Source organism: Corynebacterium mycetoides, assembly GCF_900103625.1.
GTDB lineage: Bacteria > Actinomycetota > Actinomycetes > Mycobacteriales > Mycobacteriaceae > Corynebacterium > Corynebacterium mycetoides.
On record NZ_LT629700.1, the window covers coordinates 1,605,862 to 1,622,817 of the forward strand.

General features: G+C 68.0%; 17 protein-coding genes and 1 pseudogene. 12 read left to right on the forward strand and 6 right to left on the reverse strand.

Going from position 1 to position 16,956, the window contains the following annotated elements; translation table 11 throughout:
• Positions 1 to 398 precede the first annotated feature (398 nt).
• The 6 genes from aceA (at position 399) to BLS40_RS07690 (ending at position 6,355) form a co-directional block, all read left to right on the forward strand.
• A complete protein-coding gene (gene aceA / locus BLS40_RS07665; RefSeq protein ID WP_092150849.1) occupies positions 399 to 1,694 on the forward strand; it encodes an isocitrate lyase in 1,296 nt (431 codons plus the stop codon).
• A gap of 111 nt (positions 1,695 to 1,805) precedes the next feature.
• Positions 1,806 to 2,288, forward strand: a complete 483-nt coding sequence (gene rraA / locus BLS40_RS07670; protein ID WP_231908422.1) for a ribonuclease E activity regulator RraA — start codon at positions 1,806 to 1,808, stop codon at positions 2,286 to 2,288.
• Positions 2,289 to 2,320: 32 nt separating this feature from the next.
• Positions 2,321 to 3,115, forward strand: coding sequence for an Fpg/Nei family DNA glycosylase (locus BLS40_RS07675; RefSeq protein WP_092150855.1), 795 nt, complete (start codon positions 2,321 to 2,323; stop codon positions 3,113 to 3,115).
• 21 nt (positions 3,116 to 3,136) lie between these two features.
• On the forward strand, positions 3,137 to 4,627 hold the full coding sequence (locus tag BLS40_RS07680) for an NAD(P)H-hydrate dehydratase (protein WP_092150858.1): 1,491 nt from the start codon (positions 3,137 to 3,139) through the stop codon (positions 4,625 to 4,627).
• A gap of 26 nt (positions 4,628 to 4,653) precedes the next feature.
• Positions 4,654 to 5,787 (forward strand): MFS transporter, encoded by a 1,134-nt coding sequence (locus tag BLS40_RS07685; RefSeq protein WP_092150862.1) that lies wholly within the window; start codon positions 4,654 to 4,656, stop codon positions 5,785 to 5,787.
• A gap of 67 nt (positions 5,788 to 5,854) precedes the next feature.
• Complete coding sequence (locus tag BLS40_RS07690; RefSeq protein WP_092150865.1) at positions 5,855 to 6,355, forward strand: hypothetical protein; 501 nt, start codon at positions 5,855 to 5,857, stop codon at positions 6,353 to 6,355.
• Here BLS40_RS07690 and BLS40_RS07695 read toward each other — a convergent pair.
• The gene (locus BLS40_RS07695; RefSeq protein WP_092150868.1) at positions 6,352 to 7,011 is read right to left on the reverse strand and encodes an ABC transporter ATP-binding protein; all 660 of its coding nucleotides are present in this window, start codon (positions 7,009 to 7,011) and stop codon (positions 6,352 to 6,354) included. The genes BLS40_RS07690 and BLS40_RS07695 overlap by 4 nt on opposite strands.
• A complete protein-coding gene (locus BLS40_RS07700; RefSeq protein WP_092150872.1) occupies positions 7,012 to 7,992 on the reverse strand; it encodes an FtsX-like permease family protein in 981 nt (326 codons plus the stop codon).
• Between the two features lie 290 nt (positions 7,993 to 8,282).
• Between BLS40_RS07700 and BLS40_RS07705 the strand changes: the two genes are divergently transcribed.
• The 3 genes from BLS40_RS07705 to BLS40_RS07715 are packed head-to-tail and all read left to right on the forward strand — an operon-like array spanning position 8,283 to position 10,919.
• Positions 8,283 to 9,401: a sensor histidine kinase gene (locus BLS40_RS07705; protein ID WP_231908423.1), complete on the forward strand. Its 1,119-nt coding sequence runs from the start codon at positions 8,283 to 8,285 to the stop codon at positions 9,399 to 9,401.
• A complete protein-coding gene (locus BLS40_RS07710; protein ID WP_092150878.1) occupies positions 9,398 to 10,003 on the forward strand; it encodes a response regulator in 606 nt (201 codons plus the stop codon). The genes BLS40_RS07705 and BLS40_RS07710 overlap by 4 nt, the downstream gene beginning before the upstream one ends.
• Before the next feature lie 10 nt (positions 10,004 to 10,013).
• The gene (locus tag BLS40_RS07715) at positions 10,014 to 10,919 is read left to right on the forward strand and encodes a ribokinase (RefSeq protein WP_092150881.1); all 906 of its coding nucleotides are present in this window, start codon (positions 10,014 to 10,016) and stop codon (positions 10,917 to 10,919) included.
• Here BLS40_RS07715 and BLS40_RS07720 read toward each other — a convergent pair.
• Complete coding sequence (locus tag BLS40_RS07720) at positions 10,916 to 12,004, reverse strand: Bcr/CflA family efflux MFS transporter (RefSeq protein WP_231908424.1); 1,089 nt, start codon at positions 12,002 to 12,004, stop codon at positions 10,916 to 10,918. The genes BLS40_RS07715 and BLS40_RS07720 overlap by 4 nt on opposite strands.
• A 160-nt stretch (positions 12,005 to 12,164) precedes the next feature.
• On the opposite strand from BLS40_RS07720, the pseudogene BLS40_RS07725 reads away from it, so the two are divergent.
• Positions 12,165 to 13,220 (forward strand): annotated as a pseudogene (locus tag BLS40_RS07725) (pirin family protein).
• 143 nt (positions 13,221 to 13,363) lie between these two features.
• Positions 13,364 to 14,716, forward strand: a complete 1,353-nt coding sequence (locus tag BLS40_RS07730) for an IS1096 element passenger TnpR family protein (RefSeq protein WP_092150884.1) — start codon at positions 13,364 to 13,366, stop codon at positions 14,714 to 14,716.
• Here BLS40_RS07730 and BLS40_RS07735 read toward each other — a convergent pair.
• Genes BLS40_RS07735 through BLS40_RS07745 form a run of 3 tightly spaced genes read right to left on the reverse strand, consistent with a single transcriptional unit; the run spans position 14,696 to position 15,912 of the window.
• Positions 14,696 to 15,019 (reverse strand): DUF202 domain-containing protein, encoded by a 324-nt coding sequence (locus BLS40_RS07735; protein WP_092150886.1) that lies wholly within the window; start codon positions 15,017 to 15,019, stop codon positions 14,696 to 14,698. The genes BLS40_RS07730 and BLS40_RS07735 overlap by 21 nt on opposite strands.
• Positions 15,020 to 15,023: 4 nt before the next feature.
• Positions 15,024 to 15,389: a YidH family protein gene (locus BLS40_RS07740; RefSeq protein ID WP_092150890.1), complete on the reverse strand. Its 366-nt coding sequence runs from the start codon at positions 15,387 to 15,389 to the stop codon at positions 15,024 to 15,026.
• Positions 15,390 to 15,414: 25 nt separating this feature from the next.
• Complete coding sequence (locus tag BLS40_RS07745; RefSeq protein ID WP_157672459.1) at positions 15,415 to 15,912, reverse strand: VanZ family protein; 498 nt, start codon at positions 15,910 to 15,912, stop codon at positions 15,415 to 15,417.
• A 53-nt stretch (positions 15,913 to 15,965) separates the two neighbouring features.
• Here BLS40_RS07745 and BLS40_RS07750 point away from each other — a divergent pair, with 53 nt between their 5' ends.
• Positions 15,966 to 16,955 carry an acrylyl-CoA reductase family protein gene (locus tag BLS40_RS07750; protein ID WP_092150896.1) on the forward strand — a complete coding sequence of 330 codons (990 nt, stop codon included), beginning with the start codon at positions 15,966 to 15,968 and terminating at the stop codon, positions 16,953 to 16,955.
• Position 16,956: the final 1 nt, after the last annotated feature.

The window sequence follows — 16,956 nt, forward strand, 5'->3', positions numbered from 1 at the left end:
TTGCTTCCAACGTGTAACTCGAGATTAGTGAGGCCGATCACGGAAGTCACGGGATGGGTGGGTTAGCAACCCTGGATTACCCCCGATGTTTTTGGGTTTAACAGCCCGCTCCCCTGTCGGCGAGGGCTTTCTCCCCCCTGAAAGTTTCCCCCGCAGGGCCTGGCAAAAGGCGCTCTAACTGGAGTTACACGGTAGACCCCGGGCTCGCACTAGGGGGGAATCTTTGCAATATTAACTGATCTGGCCCGCCCCCCCGTGCGAAAACTAACAACGCTCGAGATGTTGACGCAGATCACCCCCGTAGCAATACTGGTAACAATGTCACCCGCCCAGTGTCACAGTTCACAGCAGGCGGGATTGGCAAGCAGACGCACGATTTTCCCATGAAAGGGGCATGCATGACCACCAACACAGGCAAGGTACGTACCGCAGCCGAGATCCAGAAGGACTGGGACGAGAACCCCCGTTGGGCGGGCGTTCAGCGCGACTACACCGCGGAGCAGGTTGAGCAGCTCCAGGGCACCGTCGTCGAGGAGCACACCCTGGCTAAGCGCGGCGCGGAGATCCTGTGGGAGGGCGTCAACCAGGGCGACGGCAAGTACATCCACGCCCTCGGCGCTCTCACCGGTAACCAGGCCGTGCAGCAGGTGCGCGGCGGCCTGAAGGCCATTTACCTCTCCGGCTGGCAGGTCGCAGGTGACGCCAACCTCTCCGGCCACACCTACCCGGACCAGTCCCTGTACCCGGCCAACTCCGTTCCCAACGTTGTCCGCCGCGTCAACAACGCGATGCTGCGCGCCGACGAGATCGCCCGCGTCGAGGGCGACGGCTCCGTCGACAACTGGGTTGTCCCGGTCGTCGCTGACGGCGAGGCCGGCTTCGGCGGCGCTCTGAACGTCTATGAGCTGCAGAAGGCCATGATCGCTGCCGGTGCCGCCGGCACCCACTGGGAGGATCAGCTCGCTTCCGAGAAGAAGTGCGGCCACCTCGGCGGCAAGGTCCTCATCCCGACCCAGCAGCACATCCGCACCCTGACCTCCGCTCGCCTGGCTGCCGACGTCGCCAACACCCCGACCGTCGTCATCGCCCGCACCGACGCTGAGGCAGCTACCCTGATCACCTCCGACGTCGACGAGCGCGACCAGCAGTTCCTGACCGGCGAGAAGTCCGCTGAGGGCTACTACTACGTCAAGAACGGCATCGAGCCCTGCATCGCCCGCGCGAAGAGCTACGCTCCGTACGCCGACCTCATCTGGATGGAGACCGGAACCCCGGACCTCGAGCTGGCCAAGAAGTTCTCCGAGGCGGTCAAGGCTGAGTTCCCGGATCAGCTGCTCGCCTACAACTGCTCGCCGTCCTTCAACTGGTCCAAGCACCTCTCCCCCGAGGAGATCGCGAAGTTCCAGAAGGAGCTCGGCGCGATGGGCTTCGCCTTCCAGTTCATCACCCTGGCTGGCTTCCACTCCCTCAACTACGGCATGTTCGACCTGGCTCACGGCTACGCTCGCGAGGGCATGACCGCCTTCGTCGACCTGCAGAACCGCGAGTTCCAGGCTGCCGAGGAGCGCGGCTTCACCGCCGTCAAGCACCAGCGCGAGGTGGGCGCCGGCTACTTCGACACCATCGCCACCACCGTCGACCCGAACACCTCCACCGCAGCCCTGAAGGGCTCCACCGAGGAAGCTCAGTTCTAGCACCCAGCACGAACTAGCACGTGAGAGAGGGGAAGCCTTGGGACAAGGTTTCCCCTCTTTCGTCTACCCACAATCCCGCTTGATAAGGAGACCCCCGAGATGCCTTCCCCCATGGCTACGGCTGACATCGCCGACCTCTACGGTGACCAAGAGCAGCTGGCAAGCTGCGACACCCAGTTCTTCAACTACGGCGGCAACACCGCGTTCTGCGGTGAGATTGCCACCATCAAGTGCTTCCAAGACAACGGCCTGGTGAAGAAGACGCTCAACTCCCCCGGCAACGGCCGCGTGCTTGTCATCGACGGCCACGGCGGCCTGCACACGGCGCTCATGGGCGACATGATCGCCCAGGCGGGTGTGGACAACGGCTGGGCCGGGGTTGTCATCAACGGCGCGATTCGTGATTCCGCCGAGGTGGCGAAGATGCCGTTCGGCTGCAAGGCGCTGGGCACCAACCCGCGCAAGTCCGCCAAGGACGGCGCCGGCGAGCTCAACGTCCAGGTGTCCTTCGGCGGCGTGGTCTTCTACCCGGGCCACTTCCTCTACGCCGACGCCGACGGCATCGTGGTCACCGCGGAAGCCATCGACCAGTAACCGACCAGTAAACGACCAGTAGAATCGGGCGGATGCCTGAAGGTCACGTGATTCACCGGCTCGCCGCGCACCTGAATTCGAGGTTCCGCGGCGGGCCGTTGGCTGTTTCCTCGCCGCAGGGCAGGTTCGAGCCCTCGCTTGTCGACGCCTCCGTGCTCACGCTCGCCGAAGCCCACGGCAAGCACCTCTTCCTCGAGTTTTCCACCGGGCACATCATCTACATCCACTTAGGTCTCATCGGCAGCCTGCGCTTCGAACCGGCCGCCGACGTGTGGGGGCAGATCCGCTTGCGCCTCGTGACGGGGGACGAGGCCGCCAACCTGCGCGGGCCGCAGTTTTGCCGCTATGTCTCCCCCGCCGAGATGCAGGGCATCATCGACCGCACGGGGCACGACCCCCTGCGTGACGACGCCGTGCCGGAGGACCTGTACGCGCGGGTGCGGGCGTCGAAACGCGCAATTGGCTCGCTCATGATGGACCAGAAGCTGTTCGCCGGCGTGGGCAACATCTACCGCGCCGAGGCGTTGTTCCGCCAGGGCATCTCCCCCTTCCTGCCCGGCAACCAGCTGGGACGCGCCGAGTTCGATGCCGTGTGGTCTGACCTGGTGGAGCTGATGCGCTACGGGGTTGAGCACGGCCGCATCGACACGGTGCGCGACGAGCACACCCCGGAGGCGATGGGACGCGACCCGCGCAAGGACGATCACGGCGGCGAGGTCTATGTCTACCGGCGAGCCGGCGAGCCGTGCTTCGTGTGCGGCAGTCCCGTGGCAGTGCGCACGGTGGAGGGCCGCAACCTGTTTTGGTGCCCTGGGTGCCAGCAGTAAACTATAACTACAGTGAAAGTCATGCAGAATCTGGCTTACACAGCGCAGCAGATTAGGGCGGCGGAGCAGCCGCTGCTGGACGCCCAGGAACACCCGGACGAGCTGATGCAGTCGGCGGCTCACGCCGTGGCCCAGGTCGCGGAGTCTATGGGTCTGCCCGGCCGAGTGCTCGTCCTCGCGGGCAAGGGTGGCAACGGCGGGGACGCCCTCTACGCCGCCGCCGAGCTGGCCATGTCCGGCCGCGAGGTCGACGCCTGGCCGGTGTTCGGCACGGCTCACGAACGCGCACTTACCGCGTTCCGCAATGCGGGCGGCACGGTGGTTGAGGCGCCTGAGGGGGAGTACGCCCTGGTCATAGACGGTGTCCTCGGCCTCGGCGGCGCAGGTGACCTTCCGGCGCGCATCTTGCGCGCGACTGAGGATGCAACAGTGCTGTCCGTCGACGTGCCCAGCGGAATCGACGCGGACACCGGCCAGCGCGGGGGCAACCACGTAACCGCGGACGTGACCGTCACCTTCGGAGGCTGGCGTCTCGCCCACGCTCTGGCCCCGGAGTGCGGCATCCAGCTGCTCGCCGACATTGGCACCGCGTCGACTTGCCTGCACGACCAGCTGCGGCTTTTCGACGGCACGCCGATCTACCGGGCGTCGGGCACGGATCGCGCGTGGCCGGAGGGGATCAGCGCCCTTGGCCCCGCCGCGGTGCCGAACCCGGAGCCGGGTTTCAACGACGACAAGTACACCGGGGGAGTCGTGGGCATCCGCGCGGGCAGCGGCTCGTACCCGGGCGCGGCGGTCCTGTGCACCGCGGGCGCGGTGACGGCGACCCCGGGCATGGTGCGCTACGCGGGCCCGCAGGCCCTCGAAGTGGTGCGCGCCCACCCGGAGGTCGTGGCAGCCGAGACCCTGGACCAGGCGGGCCGCGTCCAGGCGTGGGTGTTCGGCCCCGGCGCGGGCGCGGACGACGCGGCCAGCCGCGAACTGGAGTGGGTGCTGGGCCAGGACTTGCCCGTGCTTATCGACGCCGACGGGCTCACGTTGTTGGAACAGCACACCCACCTGCGTGATCTCGTGCAACGCAGGGAGACCCCCACTATCATCACGCCCCACGATGGGGAATTCGCGCGGCTGCGTGAAGCGCTGGAGCTGGGCGAATCCAACCGGCTCGCCGAGGCGCGTGAGCTGGCTTCCGCGCTGCAGTGCACGGTGGTGCGCAAGGGCCGGGCGACCATCGTGGCCCACGGGAGCGGTTCCGCGGAGATTATCGACGCGGGCAACTCTTGGGCGGCCACGCCCGGTTCCGGCGACGTGCTGGCCGGAATCATCGGGGCGCGCATGGCGCACGATGGGGCGCAGGACCCGCAGCGCGCCACGGACGGGCTGGCCGCGTCCATCTGCATTCACGGAATGGCGGCCCGGCTGGCGGCGGAGACGCCGTGGGGCGAGGCGCAGACGTCGGCAAGCGTCATCGCCGGGCACGTTCGGGCGGCGACGGCTAGATTGATCGGGTGAGATTCCCCCTGGTTCCGCTGTCCGCGATGAGTTTCGCGGCGTTCGTTTACGTCACTTTCGAGATGTTCGCCGTCGGGCTGATCTTGCCGATGGCGGCGGATCTCGGGGTGACCGAGGGGCGGATCGGCCTGCTCATGACCGTGTACGCGGGCGTCGTGGCCGTGGTGACCATCCCGTTGACGCACGTGACACGGCGTTTCGACCGCACGCCGCTGTTCATGTCCACGCTTGTGTTCCTGCTCATCGGGGTCGTTGCGCAGGCGACTGCGGTGAACTACGCCATGCTGGTGCTCGCCCGCGTCGCAGCGGCGCTGACCCACGGGCTGTTCTGGTCGCTGGTCAACCCGATGGCCGCGCGCCTGGCGGGGCCCGGGCAGACCGGACGCGCCGTGGCGACGGTGTCGCTGGGCTCCACCATGGCGCTCATCGTGGGATCCCCGCTAGCGACGTTCTTCGGCGCGATGATCGGCTGGCGGCAGACAACCTGGATTCTCGGTGCCCTGGTCGTGGCCGCGTTCGTGGTTCTGCAGGTGTCCCTGCCGCACATGGCGGCGGTGCCTGCGGACGGTGCCGGGCGGGCGGAAGGGCAGCGCTCCGCGCTCCCGTCCCTGGTGGTGTTTTTGACGCTGGCGGTCACCGCGCTGTTTACCACGTATACCTACCTCGGGCTGATCGTGGAGCGTACGGCGGGTCCGGCGTGGGTGGCGGCGGGCCTGTCGCTGTACGGCGTCGTGGGAATTGTCGGCGTGCTGTGGGCCGGGCGCCGCGTGGACCGGCGGATGATCCGCCTCAACGTGGCGCCCACGGCCCTGATGGTCGTTGCCGCAGGTATCGGGCTTCTCGCCCTGAGCTTCGAGGGGGCGTCCGCCTCCGGGCTCACCGTGGCCTTCACCGTGGCCTTCATCGTGGTCTTCGGTGTCGGCGCCGGGGCGCTGCCCACGGTGGCGACCACGGTCTTCCTCTTCGCGGGCGGAGCGAACCAGGACCGGGCCTCGGCCTTGTACGTGGTCACCTTCCAAGTCGGCATCGCCGCCGGCTCTGCGCTGGGAGCGGTGGCCGTCGACGGGGGAGTGCTCGCAGGAACGCTGCTGAGCACGGCTGTTCTCGCCGCGGCCGCGGGAGCGGTGCTTGCTCTGTGGTCGCGACCGATTCTGCGGTGAGACGGGCGCGCACCCGATAGGCTTGGGGTATCCGGCCTCGATAGTCTCGATTGTAAGGACGTTGACAATGCGTAGCTCCCGAGTTGCGGGCGCGCTGTGCGCCGCCGCCCTCGCTGTAACTTCTTGCTCAACCACAACGGAGTCCACGGAGCCGACGCAGGTAACCGTCACCTCGACGCTCACGACGGTGGCGCCAACGCCTACGCCAGCGTCGGCCACGAGTCCCGTTTCCTCCAGCTCGGCGTCCTCGACCGCCGCGGCGGCGCAGGAGCAGAGCACCACCGCTAACTTCAACGGCCAGGCAGTCACCATCTGTGCAGTCGGCGACGGATGGGGCATTTCCGAATTGGCGGTAAACGCCAACACCAGCTGTCCGTTCGCCCACAACGTCATTGCTGAGCTGACGTCGGGCGTATCCAGTCTCGAGAACATCCGCGATTACCTTCCTAAGACAGTCACCGCCCACAGTCCGACTACCGGGAAGTCCTACTCCATGGATTGCGCGGATAACGGCGTCGGGATTGTGACCTGCACGGGTGCGGATAACGCGCAGGTCATCTTCCACTAGCTCACCGGCGCCCCGACGAGAGCGGTGACGCGGCCGTCTTTGACTTCCACCACTCTGTCGCGCTCCGAAATGAGGGAGCGGTCGTGGGTGACAAAGGCGCCGGCGATGTTGTTTTCCTCGACCAGTGTGCGCAGCAGCGCGACAATTTCGTGGCTGCGCTCGGAGTCCAGGGCGGCGGTGGGTTCGTCGGCAAGAATGAGCGGGGGCTGACCCATCAGCGCGCGGGCGATGCCGACGCGCTGCCGCTGGCCGCCGGAGAGCTGCTCGATGCGGCGCTCGCCGAGGCCGCCCAGGCCCACGGTCTCGAGCAGTTCGTCGGCGCGCCCAGCGCGGGGTTTGATGCCGCGCATGTGGTCGGTCACCAGCAGCTGCTCGCGCACGTTGAGGGCCTTGATCAGGTTGGCCTGCTGGAAGATCATGCCGATCTTGTCCAGCCGGACCTTGTCGTTCACGGGGGATCCGCCCACAAGCACCTCGCCGGAATCCGGGATGATCAGGCCCGCCGCGGCGGAGAGCAGGGTGGATTTTCCGGAGCCGGACTCACCGACGATGAAGGTCAGATGGCCAGGGTCGGCGGCGAAGGAGATGTTGTCTAGGGCGGTGAGGGTGCGTTCGCCGTCGGGGAAGGTGACGGTGACGTCGGTCATGGTGAGCATTTAAGCGATACCTCCGAGTGCTTGCTGCGGGTCGATCTTGGTAATGGAGCTGGTGGCCAGCCAGGCGCCGGCCATGCCGAGCACCCACAGGGCGAGCGGCGGGGCGACGACGGTGATCACGTTGAGGGAAAACGGTGCTACCTGCGCGGCAATCGCACCGAGGCCGAGGGCGAGGACGCCTCCGCCGATCACGCCGATGGCGAGGATGAGCGCGGCCTGCCCGAGGGCGTCCTTGCGCAGGTAGGAGCTGGACGCGCCGAGGGCGCGCAGGATGGACAGGTCGCGGGTGCGCTGGATGGTCCACACGGTCAGGAAGGCGATGGTGACCAGCGCCGCGATGGCGTAGAGGAAACCCTGGATGAGTTTCAGTGAGCCCTGCTCCGATCCGTAGGCGGGCAGCGCGTTGAACGACTGCCCCAGGGTGATGCCGGAGTCGTCGCTGTTCAGCAGCACGGTTCCGGCGGCGTCGGTGTGCATCGCGGCCTGCCACGTCTCGGTGGGCACCCACAGGACGGGGGAGTGGGAGTAGTAGAGGTCGTCCGCGACCTCGCCGACGCTTATCGACGCCCCGCCGACGCCGACCTCGTCACCGTCGGTTAATCCGAGCGAGGCGGAGGCGACGGCCTCGTCGCCCATGACTCCGCCGGTGGGGAGCGCGGTGCCCTTCGGCAGGCCGAGTACCGCGGCGGAGATTTCGGTGTCGTCAGCGGTGGTGAGCATTGTCTGGCCGGTGCCCAGGGGCGTGGCGCCCGCCGGGACGTCGCCAAGCGCGATGCGCGAGGTGGAGTACGACGGGTCATCCATGTTGCTGAAGGTGACGGATTGGGGGTCGAGCGCTTCGAGCGCGGAGGTGTTTTGCTTGCCCAGGCCGGCCGTGAGCCCGGTCAGCATGACCACGAGCAGCGTGATCAGCCCGACCACGCCGACGATGAGGCTGAAGCGGCCCAGGGCGCCTTTGATTTCTCTGATTCCTACGAACATGACTCTAAGTGTGGCCGTGAGCAGGGGGTTCCCACATCGCTAGCGCGGTTGAATCTCGCATCAACCGATCGGTGGATCTGGTGCAGCGGGGCACTACGCCGCGGCGTCTGGCGGCGTCCCGTTCCCCCTAAGACCAGATGGGGAAGAGTGAAGGGATTCGGCGGATTTCGGCGCATCTTTCACCGTCCGGTCTTAACCGGAGGGACAGCGCAACACCGGAGCGCAGCCACTCACCTCAACACTCCGTGGCGGACACAGTGCATCGAACCGACGAACTACCCTTGACTTCCGTGAGCAACACCAACCGCATCCTGGCCTTTCTGCGCGTGAGCCTGCACGTGCTCGTCGCCGTCCTGCTGGCAGTCGGCCTCGTCAACGCGCGGGGCAACCTCGCCGCGCTGTGCCTCGGGGCCGTGTTCGCGCTTACCTACCTCGCCGGCACCGTCTACCACAATGAGGGCCGGCCGTATTCTCGGGCGGCGGCGCTGGGCTGGCTCGCGGTGATCACCGCGCTGTGGCTGGGCATGACGCTGCTCTCCTCCTCCTTCGTGTGGCTGGAGTTTCCGCTGGTGATCCTGGTCAGCTACGTGCTGCCCGTGGGCCCGGGGCTCGTCGTTTCGGCGGGTATCCTCGCGTTCACCCTGTCGGTAACGTGGCCGATGAGCGGGGTCGGCGGCCTCATCGGGCCGTCAATAGGCACCGCGGTGGCGCTCCTCATCGTCCACTCCTACACAGCGCTGCGCAGCGAAACGGAGCACTACAAGCAGCTCGTGGTGGACCTGCAGGCGGCGCAGATGGAGCTCGCCGCCGCCGAGCACGAGGCGGGCGTGGCCGCGGAGCGCTCGAGGCTCTCGCGGGAGGTGCACGACACCATCGCCCAGGGCCTGAGCTCCATCGTGCTGCTCGGTCGCGCGCTGGACAAGCAGCTGGACGACCCGGTGAAAGCCCGCGCGACGCTGGACACCATCCGCGCGACCGCCACGGACAACCTCGCCGAGGCGCGCCGCATTGTCACGGGCAACGCGGGGTCGACGGAACCGTTGCCGGTGCGTGTCCAGCGCCTCGCCCGCGCCGCCGAGGAGCGCCAGCGCGCGCTCGGCACCGAGCTGAGCGTTCGCGTGAGCGCCGTCGGCCTGCCCGAACCCGCCGCGGGCGTGGTCGAGAGCGTGGTGCGCGAGGGCTTGAGCAACATCGTGCGCCACGCCGGCGCGACGGAGGCGGTAGTCACCGTGGATACGCTGGGCACGCAGGCGACCGTGGACGTGTACGACAACGGCCGCGGCATCACCGGCCCGGAGGGTTACGGCCTGCGCGGCCTGCGCGCCCGCGTGGCCGAGGCCGGGGGAGAATTGACCATCGAAGGAAACGTGCTCGCCGCTACCGTGCCCCTACAAGGAGGGCTCTCATGATCCGCGTCATGCTTATTGACGACCACCCCGTCGTCCGCGCCGGACTGCGCGCCGTACTGGACTCCTTCGGCGACATCGAGGTCGTCGCCGAAAGCTCCTCGGGCGTGGCGGTGGAGACCATGCCCGAGGGAATCGACCTGGTGGTCACCGATATCCAGATGCCCGACGTGGACGGCATCGAGGTCACGCGCCGCCTCGCCGCGGCGGGCGGGCCTCCGGTGCTCATCTTGACCACCTACGACACGCAGGCCGACGTGCTCGCCGCCGTAGAGGTCGGGGCGCTGGGCTACATGCTCAAAGACGCCCCCGAGCACGAGCTGCACGACGCGATTGTGGGAGCGGCCGCCGGCAGGCGCGTGATGTCCCCGCAGATCGCGAGCGTGCTCGCGGAGCGCGTCATGCATCCCGACCAGGCGCTGTCCAACCGGGAGATCGAGATCCTCCAGGCGCTGCAAACGGGCAAATCCAACCGGGAGATCGCGTCCTCGCTGTTCATTTCCGAGGCGACGGTGAAAACCCACCTGATCCACATCTATTCCAAACTGGGGGTGGACAACCGGACTGCGGCCGTCGATAAGGCTCGCGAGAGGCGGATTATCTAGGCTGTCACCCATGACTTCCATTACCGTCGTGGGCTCCATCAACGCCGATCTGTTCGTGCTCGTGGAGCGCCACCCGCTGCCGGGGGAGACTCTGCTGGGCCGCGACGGCGGCATCTCCGCCGGTGGAAAGGGCGCCAACCAGGCCGTGGCGGCCGCGAACCTGGGTGCGACGGTGCGCATGGTCGGCGCGGTGGGAACCGACGCCTACGCTGCCCCGGCAACTGAGTTTTTGAGCGCCGCGGGCGTGGACATGAGCGATGTCGCGACGGTGGAGGGCTCGACGGGTCTTGCGGTTATCACGGTGTCCGAGAGCGGAGAGAACACCATCGTGGTCGTCGGCGGCGCCAACACAGCCGTCGACGGCGACTTCGTGGCGTCGCGACGCGAGGCAGTGGAGTCCGCCGGCATCGTCCTGCTCCAGGGAGAGATCCCCGCCTCCGGGTTCTCCGCGGCGGTCCGCTTGGCGACGGGCCGCGTGGTGGTCAACCTCGCCCCCGTCATCGAGGTGGAGCGCGCCGACCTTCTCGCGGCCGATCCCCTCGTGGCCAACGAACACGAGGCCGGCCTCATCCTCGCCCAGCTCGGCGTCGCCGACGTCCCAGCCAGCGAGGAGGCCATGGCCAGCGCCTTGACCGAGCTCGGCTTCGCCTCCGTGGTGCTCACGCGCGGCGCCCGCGGCGCTGTCGTCGCGGAGGGCGATCAGCTCACGCCCATCCCCACCCCGTCGGTCGACGCCGTGGATTCCACGGGGGCGGGCGACGCGTTCGTGGGCGCGCTCGTGCACCGGCTCGCCGAGGGCGACACTCTAGTAGCCGCCGCGCGCTACGCCGCCCGGGTGGGGGCCTTTTCCGCTACTCGACGCGGCGCCCAGGGGTCCTACCCGTCGTCCACCGACGCGTTGCCGGACGTCGATTAGCTGCCGGGCTGCGCCTTCTCGGCCTCGGCCGGGGTGAGCAGCAGCAAGAAGACGAGCCCGACGGTCGCGCACCCGCCGATGCTGAGCGCCATCGCGACCATATGGTTGGCGCCGAGGGCAACAAGCGGGGGAACGGCGCCGGCGACGACGAATTGGAAGAACCCCATGGCGCTGCCCGCCCCCGTGCCGATGTCGCGCACGACCTCCACAGCGAGGGCGGTCGCGTTCGCCATGACAAACCCGGACATGAGCGACAACACCGCCATGGTGGGAACGGCAACGGCAAGCGTCGGGGAGGTGAGCGCCTGGAGGAGGAGGAATGCGCCGGCGAGCGCGTAGACAAGCAGGGCGACAAGAAGGGCCCGGCGCGGGTGAACGAAGGCCACCACGCGCATGTTCGCGGCGTTGGACAGGGGCAGAAGCAGCGCCATGGCGCCGAAGACGAGCGCGTAGGCGGTCGGGGAGAGCCCCAGTTGCTCCTGGAGGACCAGGGGTGAGGCCGCGATGTAGGAAAAGAGGGATCCGAAGCCCAGACCGGAGGCGGCCATGTATCCGACGAACGCGGGGCGCCGCAGGCAGCGGCCGATGCGGGGGAACAGCCCGTAAAGTGCCCGTTCCGAGCGGCGCTCGGGCGGCAGCGTCTCGGGCAGGAGTACAACCGCGACGAGGATCTGGACCAGGTTGACGGCGGCGATCGTCCAGAAGATGCCGCGCCACCCCACGGCCGGCAGCAATATCCCGCCGAGCACCGGCGCGATCGCCGGAACGAATCCCGTGATCGCCAGCAGCGCGGACAACATCTTCGCCGCCTCCCGGCCGCGCGCGACGTCGGGCACGATCGCGCGGGAGACCACGATGCACGTTCCCCCCGCCAAGCCCTGGAGCAGGCGCGCGGCAACGAGCAGCTCAATCGACGGCGCCGCGGCGCACATAATGGACGCGGCGAGGAATGTCACCGACGCCACGAAGATCGGGCGCCTGCGCCCGGTGCTGTCGGATACCGCGCCGAACAGCAGGTTGCCCACCGCCATGCCGAGCACGAATGCCGTAATGGTCAGCTGCGCCGCCGCCGGGGTTGTGCCCAAGATCCTCCTGCAGCGTCGGCAGGCCGGGCAGATACATGTCAATCCCCAGCGGTCCAGAGGCGCTCAGCAGCGCGATAGTGGCGAGCAGGCCGCCGGTCATTGTGTTCATTGGTCCACTTGTACCCGGTTTGTCGGTGCTGGCAAAATGTATTCTGGCGCCGTGAGCAACGTGGAGCGGGAACCGTCCGAGTACGTGTTGGAAACGGGAGGGGGCGCCAACCCGGACGGGCACCGCCCGGGGGTGGACGTGGAAATCATCACCGCCCGCGAGGTGCCGCTCGGCGGTCCGCGTGCGATGACGGTGCGCCGCACGCTGCCGCAGCGGCAGCGCTCGCTCATCGGCGCGTGGTGTTTCGTGGACCACTACGGCCCCGACGACGTCTCCGTCACCGGCGGCATGGACGTCGCCCCGCACCCGCACACCGGGCTGCAGACGGTGTCGTGGCTGTTTGAGGGGGAGATCCAGCACATCGACTCCGGCGGCAACCGCGGGCTCGTCCTGCCCGCCGAAATCAACCTCATGACCTCCGGCGACGGCATCTGCCACTCCGAGACCTCCACCCCCGACACCACCGTCCTCCACGGCGTGCAGCTCTAGCTCGCCCTGCCCGACCACGCCCGCTCGAGCGCGCCGCGGCAGTTCGACCACTACGCCCCCGAGCCGATTTCGCTTGGCGACGCCTCCACCGCCCACGTATTCATCGGATCGCTGCTGGGCGTGGCCAGCCCGATTGAGACATTCACCCCGCTGGTTAGGGCGCAGTTCCGTCTCGCCCCGGGGCGCAGCGCGACCTTTGCCGTCGATCCCGCTTTCGAGCACGGTGTGCTGGCGGACAGCGAGGGGCTGGCGCTGGAGGGGGTTGCCATCCCGCGTGCCGCCATCGGTTACACCGGCGTGGGTGCGGCCGAGCTCACGCTGGCCAACACCTCCGACTCCGAGGCCCTCGCCGTGCTCATCGGCGGCGAGCCGTTTGCGGAGGAAATCATCATGTGGTGGAACTTCGTCGGCCGCGACCACGAAGAGATCGTACGCGCGCGGCAGCAGTGGCAGGAGCGAACGCAGCGCTTCGGCGAGGTGGAAGGCTACGTCGGCCGCGGCGGGCCAGGCGCGAACGCCGACGGGATGTCCTGGCTGCCCGCGCCTGAGCTGCCGAAGACCTCCATCAGGCCGCGGCGCAACCCCGCGCCCGTGGCCTCGCCCGCCGACCGGGACTGACCGGGACTGACCGGGACTGACCGGGACTGACCGGGGCTAGCTACGGCAGCAGGGTGCGGATGCTCCCCCACGCTGCACACCTCATTGTGCAACTCGGCTTTCGCGCCGGGCGCAATCCCCGCCGGGCAGTATCCTTGGAAACCATGATCATCTCGCTGCTGATGACAATCGAGGGCTCCCAGCCAGTCATCTCCCGCCTGGTCAACGTGGAAGACTCCATGCACCTAGGGGCGCTCTCGCACGTCATAGACGCCGCCTTCGGCTTCTCCGGCGGCGAGAGCCACATGTACATGACCGCCGGCGCCGGCCCGCGCGACGTCATCACCACCAACCCCAGCGAAGACGAGCGCGCGGAGACCGAGGTGACGGTGGCGGGGATGCCCCCGACAACCTACGTCTACGACCCCTCGGCCAATTGGAACATCCACGTCGAGGTCCTGGGCACCTCGCGGCTGGACGGTCCGACGCCCCTGCTTATCGACGCCCACGGTCCCGACGTTGTCGAGGCCTGCAACGGGCCGGCCCTCATGAGCAAGTTTCACGTGGAAGCGCGCCGCATCGCCGCCGGCCTCGATCCGAACATGGAGGTCGCCCCGCTGCTGCTGAGCTTCCTGCCGGTGATGAGCCCCGAGCGGCTCCTGCAGCGGCTCACGCAGGCGGATGCTGTCACCGTGGCCGAGCGGATCAGTTTCGTCGCGGAGGACCTGATGATCGATTCCGCGAGCTCCATGGAGGAGGACCCCCGGGCGCCCCAGTTCGCGGCGGAGTTCGAGGACTTCCTCGAGTCACGCCCCGACCTGATGGAGATCCTTGCACTGGATCCGAACCCCGAGCACAACCCTGCGCTGCTGGCGGCCATGGCGGGATTCTTCGAGGACAAGCTGGCCCACAATCCCTTCGATCCCCTGGAGCCGTTCGATCCCGTCTTCGGGGAATTCGACGAGTATTGCCCGCCCGACCTGGTGCAGGAGAAGATCGTCTCCATCCTGCGGCACTTCGCCACCCCCGTGAAGCTCACGGCGAGCGGCTATCTTCCGTCCCAAGTGGTGCGCGCCGTCGGCCACGAGCTGGGGTGCGACACGCCCCAGAAGCGCCCACGCGAATCTTCCCTGCCGCTGTTGGCAACCACCCGCTCCATCCTCACCGGCGCCGAACTACTCATGGTCAACGGCGGTGTGGTGCAGTTGACGGAGAACGGCGAGATGCTCGTGGAGGGCGAGGCGAGCCTGGACGAGCTCACCGACGACCTCCGCGCCGGTTTCGAGCAGACGCTCGGCCCGCAGGAGTGGCGGGCGATGGTGCGCTGGGTGGCCAAGGAAAACGACATCATCGCGGGGGACACGGGGCCGCGCAGCGTGCCGACCAACCTGAAGAGGAATTACCAGCTGCTCCAAGCCCTGCGGGTGGTGGAGGAGTCCGAGTGCCCGCCGGGGTTCTACGTCACCCACGGCGGCTGCCTGCTCATCGAGCGGATGCTACGGGACGACGAGCAATAGCGCGAGCCCGATGGCGCCGAGCAGCAGGAGCATGGCGGTGACCAGGGCGACCCCCGCCAGGTTGGGCACGGCGTGTTCGTGGGCCAGCTCGGAGGCCTGGTCGCGGTAGATCCGCCTGTTGAGGAAAATAAGCGCCAGCGCCACGACTGCCAGCAGGATGATCACCGGGAACACCACGTCCGGGTACGCGCCGGACCAGCGCAGCAGCGTCATCGAACACACCATCATGGCCAAAGCGGTGCGGGTCCAGCTCATCGCCGTGCGTTCGGGCTGCAGGCCCGCGTCGGAGAGGGGAATGCTCACGTTTTTACAGCACCCCCATGAGCACGATCACGGAGGCGACAAAGATGCCGATCCCGAGCGCGGGGACGATAGCGGGGGCCGGCAGCGGGCGGTTGTTGCGCAGCGCGCGCTCCACGCGGGCCCACCGCAGTGCGGCGCCCGCGGAAATGGCCATCCCCAGCACAATCACGACGGCGGCCGCCACCGTGCGCAGTTGGGGCGGGATGCCGGGGATCTGAAACGCTTCAAGCGCGATGCCGCCCGCCAGGAACGCCAGCGCAGTGCGCGTCCAGGCGAGGAAGGTGCGCTCATTGGCGAGCGTGAAGCGCGGATCCGGTTCCTCCCCGTCCGGAAAAACGGCCCGTGTGAACCATCCACGTTGCTCACTCATGGTCCCCCACTCTAGGCCAGCTCCCTCAGGCCAGCATCGCCGCGAGGAAGGGGACGATGAGCACGATGGCGCCGGCCACGATGATCCACACCCCGGTCACCAGGTCGCGGGGAGAGAGCCTGGCGGCAACCCATCCGCCCAGCGCAGCGCCGGCGGTGTTGTACACGAGGTCATCAATGTCCGAGTAGCCGGACGCGGTGACAAATTGGGTGATCTCGATCCCCAGACTCAGCGCGAGTCCCACCAGCGCCCCGCGGCGCGCGTTGCATACGAGGAACCCGACGGGGAGAAAGAGGCCCACGTTGCCCAGGAGGTTCTGCAGGGGGCCGTACCACACCGTCGGGTCCCAGAACTCGTTGAACGGCACAAGCCGGATTTCGCGGCGCGCCTGCGCCGAGCTGTTCCACAGCTCGCCCAGTTCCACGTGCGCCTTGCCCACGGTGTAAAACACCACCACGACAAGCACGAGCAGCCATGCGGCTGCGCGCAGGGCCTGGTACATGCGGCGAGTGGAGTCAGTCACCGTGAGAACACTAGTTCCTCCACCTGACGCGGCAGTGGACGTAGGCTGGGAGCATGAAACAGACATTGCTGATGACGGAAAACGGACCCGAGATCGTGGACACGCTGGACGAGTACGCGGGCGAGGGCGACACCCTAATCGAGGTCACGCATTCCTCGGTGAACTACAAGGACGCCATGGCGCTCGGCGGCGTCAAGGGCATTTTGCGCGAAACGAACATGGTGCCCGGCATCGACGCGGTGGGCACCGTGGTGGAATCCCCCTCCCTCGAGCCCGGCACGCTGGTCACGGTGAACGGGTGGGGCATCGGCGAGCGCCGCAACGGCGGCTACACCCCCTGCCTGCGCATCGACGCGGACAAGGTGACGACGGTGCCCTCGCTTTTCGACGCCCCCACCGCCGCAGCCCTCGGCACCGCCGGCTACACCGCGGGCCTCTCCGTGGCAGGGTTCGAGCGCGCCGTGGAGTCGGGCCCGAAGGACCTGCATCCGAACGGAAAGGTGGACGGCCCGATCCTGGTCACCGGCGCCACCGGCGGCGTCGGCTCCGTTGCCGTCCAGATGCTCGCCGCGCGCGGCTACGAGGTGCACGCGATGACTGGGCGGGTGGAGGAATACCGGGATTACCTGACCGGCCTCGGCGCCTCCGAGGTCGTCGACCGCGCTGACTTCGCCGAGGCCGGCAAACCGCTGCAAAAGGCGCGGTACGCAGGCGCGATCGACACCGTGGGCTCCACCATCCTGGCCAACGTGATCGCGCAGCTGAGCTGGGGCGGGATTGTCACCGCCTGCGGCATGGCCGCCGGCAACGACCTGCCCGCCTCCGTACTGCCGTTCATCCTGCGCGGCGTGCACCTCGTGGGAATCAACTCCGTGGATGCGCCGAACGGCCTGCGCGAGGAGGCGTGGGACCTCCTCGCGCAGGCCGTTGATGTGGAGCAGCTCCGCTCCGTGACCACCACCGTCGATCTGGCGGGGGCGATCGAGGTCGGGGCGAAGCTTCTCGACGGCGCGCACCACGGACGCACCGTGGTCACGCTTTAGA

Coding starts and splice junctions, on each gene's coding strand:
- BLS40_RS07685 (WP_092150862.1), top strand. CDS start 4,654: ATGAGTTTCGCGGCGTTCGTTTACGTCACTTTCGAGATGTTCGCCGTC.
- rraA (WP_231908422.1), top strand. CDS start 1,806: ATGGCTACGGCTGACATCGCCGACCTCTACGGTGACCAAGAGCAGCTG.
- BLS40_RS07710 (WP_092150878.1), top strand. CDS start 9,398: ATGATCCGCGTCATGCTTATTGACGACCACCCCGTCGTCCGCGCCGGA.
- BLS40_RS07750 (WP_092150896.1), top strand. CDS start 15,966: ATGAAACAGACATTGCTGATGACGGAAAACGGACCCGAGATCGTGGAC.
- aceA (WP_092150849.1), top strand. CDS start 399: ATGACCACCAACACAGGCAAGGTACGTACCGCAGCCGAGATCCAGAAG.
- BLS40_RS07740 (WP_092150890.1), bottom strand. CDS start 15,389: ATGAGTGAGCAACGTGGATGGTTCACACGGGCCGTTTTTCCGGACGGG.
- BLS40_RS07680 (WP_092150858.1), top strand. CDS start 3,137: ATGCAGAATCTGGCTTACACAGCGCAGCAGATTAGGGCGGCGGAGCAG.
- BLS40_RS07675 (WP_092150855.1), top strand. CDS start 2,321: ATGCCTGAAGGTCACGTGATTCACCGGCTCGCCGCGCACCTGAATTCG.
- BLS40_RS07715 (WP_092150881.1), top strand. CDS start 10,014: ATGACTTCCATTACCGTCGTGGGCTCCATCAACGCCGATCTGTTCGTG.
- BLS40_RS07730 (WP_092150884.1), top strand. CDS start 13,364: ATGATCATCTCGCTGCTGATGACAATCGAGGGCTCCCAGCCAGTCATC.
- BLS40_RS07690 (WP_092150865.1), top strand. CDS start 5,855: ATGCGTAGCTCCCGAGTTGCGGGCGCGCTGTGCGCCGCCGCCCTCGCT.
- BLS40_RS07700 (WP_092150872.1), bottom strand. CDS start 7,992: ATGTTCGTAGGAATCAGAGAAATCAAAGGCGCCCTGGGCCGCTTCAGC.
- BLS40_RS07695 (WP_092150868.1), bottom strand. CDS start 7,011: ATGCTCACCATGACCGACGTCACCGTCACCTTCCCCGACGGCGAACGC.